Origin of the sequence: Algoriphagus iocasae (genome assembly GCF_014206875.1) — a bacterium.
GTDB classification, from domain to species: Bacteria; Bacteroidota; Bacteroidia; order Cytophagales; family Cyclobacteriaceae; genus Algoriphagus; species Algoriphagus iocasae.
On the sequence record NZ_JACIJO010000003.1, the window covers coordinates 95,250 to 101,965 of the forward strand.

Here is a 6,716-nt window from a genome sequence, read left to right on the forward strand (position 1 = left end):
ACCAATGCCCTTTCTACAAACCTTGATCTCCTAAAAATGAATTGGAAAGAGAATCACATTAATCCCAAATTCCATTCATTCCAGTCAAAATCACCGGTTCGCGGTCGGTAATCAAAATGGTATGTTCGTGCTGAGCCATAAAACCGCCTTTATTTCCCACCATCGTCCAGCCATCCGAAAGGGTATCTGCAAAAGTGGAATCCGTGGCAATAAAAGTTTCGATCGCCACCACTGAGTTTTTCTTAAAACGGGTTCGGTTAAACTTATCTCGGTAATTGGCGATTTCGGAAGGCTCTTCATGCAGACTTCTTCCCACCCCATGTCCAGTAAGATTTTTGATCACTTTGTATCCACGTCTCTTGGCTTCTGTCTCCATTAAATGTCCTACATCCGAAATTCGAATTCCTCCTTTGATGGCCGAAATGGCTTTTTGAAGAATGTCTTTGGAAGCGTCAACCAAATCCTGATGCCCATGAATGTCAGGTCCCAAAACAAAGGAATTTCCATTGTCAGACCAGAAACCGTCCAACTCAGCGGAAACGTCAATATTCACCAAATCACCTTCCTGAAGGATTCTTTTTTGGGATGGAATGCCATGACAAAACTCCTGATTCACGCTGATGCAAGTCCAGCCTGGAAAACCGTAAGTCAAATAGGGTGCTGATTTTGCGCCGAAATCCGCCATTACTTTTGCCCCAAATTCATCTAATTCCTTGGTGGAAATTCCGGGACGGGCAAATGCTGTCATTTCTTTCAAGGTACAGGCAACAGCTTCGCTGGCCTTTTTCATTCCGATTAATTCTGAGTCATTGCTGATAGACATGGCGGTTCGGTTTTAGGAACTTTAGAATTTAATCAACCAAAGGATGGTATTTTTAGTTTGCAAAGGCTGAATTTTCTTCTTTCAATTGGGGAAATGGAAGGTTTTTTCTTTCAAAGCTAAAGTTCAAGAAAATCGGAAAGGACTGGAAATGAGAACCTGAGAAAAATAAGACTGAAAAGAGCAAAACCCAAACAGAGAAGGACTCGTTTTAGCACAGATAATTCAAGTAAATAATAAGTCCTGAGTGAAGCGTTATTTACGTTCCTAATCTGGTTACTTTTGCCGCATTGAATCCTGCTAAATGTTTTTAGATTTACTTACCGCCATGCTTTGGAGCATGTCTCCTTTTGGAGAAGCCAAAGTTGGAATTCCGTATGCCTTATTAAATGGAGTGAATATCTATCTGGCTTTGATTTTTAGCTTTTTGGCCAATCTGCTGGTTTTCCCTTTTATGAATTTCTTTTTCGATAAGGCCAACCGATACTTCCTGAAGTGGTATTACTACAAAAAAGCCGCACTTTTTGTGGGGCGCAGGGCAAAGGCTGGAGCGGGAAAAAATGTCAAGAAATATGGGTTTTGGGGTTTGATGGTTTTTGTGGCTATGCCTGTACCTGGAACTGGAGTCTATGCCGGAACCATCGCCGGATATCTTTTTGGGCTGGATCGCAAAAAAGCCTTCTTCGCCAATGCGATTGGAATTTTGATTTCCTGCCTGATTGTGTGGGTTGCTACGTTGACGGCGATGAGGATTTGATTCTCTAATAGAATGCATGCTCTTCGAGATTAATAATCTCGTAGGTTTATCTGAAGATTTTCAATCTTCAAAATTTAAATGTTTCTCTTTTCACCAGGATTGAAAATCCAATGAAAATGGTTCAGGATTACAAATCCTGAACAGCAAACAAATTCTATAGTTCTAAATAAATTCATCCTAAAATAAGTCTTTTAACCCTTTTTCCTCATAATAAAAACAAAGCCTGATGTACCACCATCCCCATTATGTTGGTTAGTTGTTACCATCGTTTCTACAAGTTCAAACCCTAGGCCTGACATATAATTTAAAATGGAGGCATGTGATTCCTTATTTGTCAAAAGTTTCGAGAGATTTTCCCCTTCAATAAGTTGATCTGGACTGTCTCCTAAATCCACCTCCACAATCAGTTTATTGGAGAGTGTTTTGCCTGTGATCGAAATTAATGCATAAGAATAGTTAAAGTCCTGAGCAGGTGAATAGTTGCTAATAAATAAAAATACAACAAGGAGAGGTAAAGTTACAAAGAGCTTAAATTTTTTCATTTCTAAGAATTTTGAGGATTTTTGCCTATTAATTAATTAGGTCAATATTTCATTCATTTCAACGTGCCAATTCAAAAATAGGTTAGCAAAATATCTCGTGTCGATTTGAAGTAGAAAAAACTGCTCTCAGACTTAAGTCTGACCGTCTGAGTGGCGACGCTGATAGCGATGAAGATTTTATTAGGGATTGAGTTTCAAATTCTAAAAAAGAAGAAAGTGTTTCATGCTCTTCGAGATATAATCTCGAAGCTTTATCTGAAGATTTTCAATCTTCAAAATTTATAAGTTTCTCTTTTTTCCAAGATCAGAAATCCAATGAAATTAGTTCAGGATTTCTAATCCTGAACAGCGGAAACTTTAATTAATGTATTTGACATATTACCCTGGGTCTTTAAGAGTGAATTTATAGTGACGTACACTTAGCTTTAAGTCTTAAGGAGCAAAAGTTAAGTGATTAACACTTTCCAGAGAGGGTTTAGGAGTGGAACTAGTTTCTCCAGATTTTTATTGCGGACTATATTTAAGTAAGCACTATATCCCTACTGAGGAAAAATTTAATTGGAGTGACTCCTTATTTCCTTGCGATATAAGCTAGAAATTGAAACCGCTTTCTTGTATCTTCCCTTATGGATCAACCAGTTATACCACTCGAAAGTTTATTGGAACAAGCTCGTCAGGTCGACTTCTCCCTGCCTGAGCATGAGCCTTTGTTGGTTCAGGTCATCACCTATCTCTGTAATTATGAAGTTCTCACTCGACAAGAAATGCATAAGCTCCAACTGGCATTCTTAGAGATTACTGCTTTATACCTAAAAAACTATCTCGGATACCCACATGAAGCTGAAGTTCTGGAGATAAGAAAAAACATTCAGTACAGTTATCAAAACCAAAACGCGCCGGACTCCATGGGTTTGCGCTGTCATTTATTTTTGCAGCATGTCTCCCAGCGAATTCACGAACAAGAATACGAGGTGTCACTGCAAACAATTGTAGATTCCTTTCACACATTGGCAAGTTGGGAATTTACTGCCAACGAAGAAAACAACGCCCCTTTTGAAACACTAATTCTTCAACTGAAAAGTTTGCAAATCCTGATCCAGTTTGCGGAGACTTATCCAGAAGATCATGCAGGTAAAAACGAGGCCGAACAACTTCTGGCAAATCGGTTCATCCAATTTCAAGAAAAGGGGTTTGAATATGCAGACTGGCTCAAAACCGTGGAAGAACTGAATGTATTAAAGCCGAAGTATTCTGAGCAGGAGTATGCTTATTATTTCAATGTGCTGGTCGGCTTGGTCCTATATTTTGACCCAGAATACACCCCGCTACTTGAAAAAATGGGTGAAGAACATGCGCTATCCATCCAAATTTATTTGTCATCAATTCAAACCGAAGATTCCCCAGCCATTCAGCCAAACGAAGAAATAGACGCTCCTGAAATAATTCAACGCTATAAAAAACGAATGGCGAAAGAGGGCTTTTCGGAGCATGCCTTCTATGAAGCGATCGCTTTGGTTAGGAAAAAATTGGATGACGAGTCCCTCGATCTGGATGGCTATATTGATTTTGTTCAAGAATTAGTTAGTTGTTCACGAAACAATGCAACAAAAGAGATTAACGAATCTCTTGAAGAAGTTGTCAATGGGCTTCATGAGATGAAACAGTATGTAGAAAATCCGCAAGCCTCTGTGGTTGCTGAGGATCTGAAAAAGGAAATGGAAAACAGCATTTCCGAAATGGATCTTCAATTGGAATCAGGTCAATCTATCAGTGTTGTGCTCACTCGGTTTTTCAATAAGTTTAATTTGCTTGCTCTTAAATTCGAAAACATGTCCGAAAATGAGGAAGCTCCTATCGCGGAAATTTTCAAACTATTTATCCCAGCATTTTTACGTGTGATAGAAAAACATGTAACAGAAGAAATGCGCCCTTTTTACCCTCAACTTCAGCAGTTCTATTCTCAGATTACAACATTCATGGATCAGATTGACAATCCGGAATGGCAAAGTGATCTTGAAATGCAAAGCCTTGAAGAAGTTAGTCAGCGATTCATCAGTCCAGCGAATCTGCTACCAATTTCTCCCGAATTCGAAAAGAATAGGATGATAAAACAGTTCATTGACCTCTTCCCGCAATTGGCGACACGCATGATGGCTCTCAATGAAAATCTGAAAGGAAAGGACGAAAAAGAGTTTGATCGAATTCAGGCGGCTAGAGAAGATACAATGAATCTGCTTCGGACAGCTACCACAATCAAGCAGCTTATTCAGCATCAACAATTCGGCTTACGCCAGATTGCTTATGACATTGGGCAATTTGAGCGAAGAAAGTTGCTTTATTTCTCGCAAAGTTCTCTTCCTACTCACAATGTTATCTTGCAGGTAAATCAAGTATTTTTCAGCGGAAGCGAATTGGTGAAAAGTATTCTGGAAAATTCCTGTGCCGAATGTGGACTACATTTAGCCACTCAAAAGTCTAATACCACTAGTCTGGAGGACAGATGGATTCAGCTGCGTGAATCTGGGCTAAGCATTTTTGATTTCAGCAGTTTTAATCCCAGTATATCCGATCCAAAAGATTGGAAACAAGGTGCAAAAGAAGTCGAAATTGATGCTCTGCTGGCAGCTTCGCAAACGGCCGTCACAGCCTTCGAATGCGGATGGGCACTAACCTTAGGAAAACCTATGGTTATTCTCTTGACAGAAGGACAAATTCCTCCCTTCGACATTGATGTCCACCCCTGCATTCTCAAGAACGATGAAGACGACTTTTATCGGTTGATTGAGGCTATTCAAATAGCGATGTTCGGAAAGCCAAGAATTTCAAAAGAAAATTTGCTCCCCAAATCTTTTGAAAATTTAAAGCTAATTGCTACTAGCTTACCGTCCGATAAAACCAAAGACATCTTTCAAACGATTGAAGCAAATAGTGAAGATGCCACGCTACTTAAGCTGGCTGCCAAATCATTGTTTAACCTAGATACTGGAGAAAAACATATGATTTTTTTTCCGCCTTTTGCGGGTACTTATCCTACTAGTACAGGGAGAAAACAACTGTTCCATGTGACTGCATTTAGAGCTTGGAGCAAGGACACTGAGAATACACTTAAATCTGTCTGCCAGGAATTAGATGTGTATTACCGAGTGGGGTATGACAGCCTAGACCCTGAAATTATTCCTGCAATCTGGAAAGATCTTACCGCTTCTCATTTCATCGTGGCTGATATCACATTACTCAATCCCAATGCCTGCTTGGAATTAGCAGTTGCAATGGCTTTGGGCAAGCCCACACTAATCATTCATCAACATGAATTCATTCAGAGATTTTTCCCACCTCTATTAAAAACCCGTACACACGCTTACAATACCGTCAATGCTTTAGTAGATTTTCGGATGCTTTTGAAATCCTTCTTGACTGAAAAATAAAAGTTCACATATTCTGAACCTGCTCTTCTAGATATATAATCTTGAAGCTTTATCTGAAGATTTTCAATCTTCAAAATTTAAATGTTTCTCTTTTTTCCAAGATCAGAAATCCAATGAGATTTGTTCAGGATTACAAATCCTGAACAGCGGATGGTGTATTGCGATCTTAACCAAGCAAAAGTTCATTTCAAAAACTCAGAGCTTTGACAGCTTTTTACTGGAATTTACTTTTCTAATCCAAAAAGCGATTAAAAGGCTCCCAAAAAAGCTTGGCACAAACCAATTCCAAACTCCCGGCAAAACCTGATTCACTACCAAAAATGCGCTGACTGCCGCAATGTATCCACCTGTCATTTTACCAAGGTGAAGTTTAAGCCATTTTTCTTTTAGCTGAGCAGGATCACGGAAAAGTTTTAGATCCCGCAATCCAAATACTATTCCGGCGGCCCCGAAAACGGCCAAAACGATATTCAAATTCTTTTCAAGTAGGAGAGGGTATAGGATCATTGTCAACCCTATGAATATAATCAGGGTAGAAATGAGCTTATCTATTCTGAGATCGAAAGACTGCTTTTTGAAGGAAAGACTTCTTTTTCCCATCAAAATAAAATAGATGCTAAATAGACCAATAGAGAACAGAAATGGGTTTTCATGGTTTGGTAGGATGGCGATGCTTAAAGAAATCAAGGCGGAAATCAGCATGGAATAGTAAAAGATAATTCCTGATTTCCGATGTGTCCGAAATCCTTTTTTGACTGATAGTGCAATCGCTCCGGCCATTAAGGCAATGCCACCTAACCCAGCATGGAGGTAAATTAAAACCTGGACAATTTTTTCTAATTCCATGGAAAGGTGGTTGAGGGTATAAGAATAGGTTTTTAAAAGGAGTTAATTTTCTGGAAAATAACATTTTAGAATTTTAAAAGACCATTCGGCTTGATTGAAAATAGGAATATCTGCTTTTCTAGATTAATAATCTCGAAGCTTTATCTGAAGATTTACAATCTTCTTAATTAATCTGTTTCTCTGTTTACTAGGATTGAAAATCCAATGAAATTGGTTTAGGATTAAAAATCTTGAAAAGCGGAGTTAACTTTTAGTGTTGGAGAGTAAAGATTCATACAAAAAGAATGAAAATTCATTCCCAAAGACTCAACGTTGAATGTTCAGGT

5 protein-coding genes are annotated in these 6,716 nt (G+C 38.8%); 2 read left to right on the forward strand and 3 right to left on the reverse strand.

The genetic code is table 11. The features are described from left to right. Positions 1–58: 58 nt before the first annotated feature. Entirely contained in the window at positions 59–823 is a 765-nt protein-coding gene (map, locus tag FHS59_RS14795; RefSeq protein ID WP_184496198.1) for a type I methionyl aminopeptidase, read from the reverse strand. Positions 824–1,124: 301 nt separating this feature from the next. Here map and FHS59_RS14800 point away from each other — a divergent pair, with 301 nt between their 5' ends. Then, entirely contained in the window at positions 1,125–1,577 is a 453-nt protein-coding gene (locus FHS59_RS14800) for a COG2426 family protein (RefSeq protein WP_184496199.1), read from the forward strand. A gap of 191 nt (positions 1,578–1,768) precedes the next feature. Here the strand turns inward: FHS59_RS14800 and FHS59_RS14805 are convergent, their stop codons facing one another. Then, entirely contained in the window at positions 1,769–2,119 is a 351-nt protein-coding gene (locus tag FHS59_RS14805) for a hypothetical protein (protein WP_184496200.1), read from the reverse strand. A gap of 626 nt (positions 2,120–2,745) precedes the next feature. Here FHS59_RS14805 and FHS59_RS14810 point away from each other — a divergent pair. Then, positions 2,746–5,544: a hypothetical protein gene (locus tag FHS59_RS14810; RefSeq protein ID WP_184496201.1), complete on the forward strand. Its 2,799-nt coding sequence runs from the start codon at positions 2,746–2,748 to the stop codon at positions 5,542–5,544. Positions 5,545–5,739: 195 nt separating this feature from the next. Here FHS59_RS14810 and FHS59_RS14815 read toward each other — a convergent pair whose 3' ends face one another. Further along, the gene (locus FHS59_RS14815) at positions 5,740–6,390 is read right to left on the reverse strand and encodes a DUF2306 domain-containing protein (RefSeq protein ID WP_184496202.1); all 651 of its coding nucleotides are present in this window, start codon (positions 6,388–6,390) and stop codon (positions 5,740–5,742) included. Positions 6,391–6,716 lie beyond the last annotated feature (326 nt).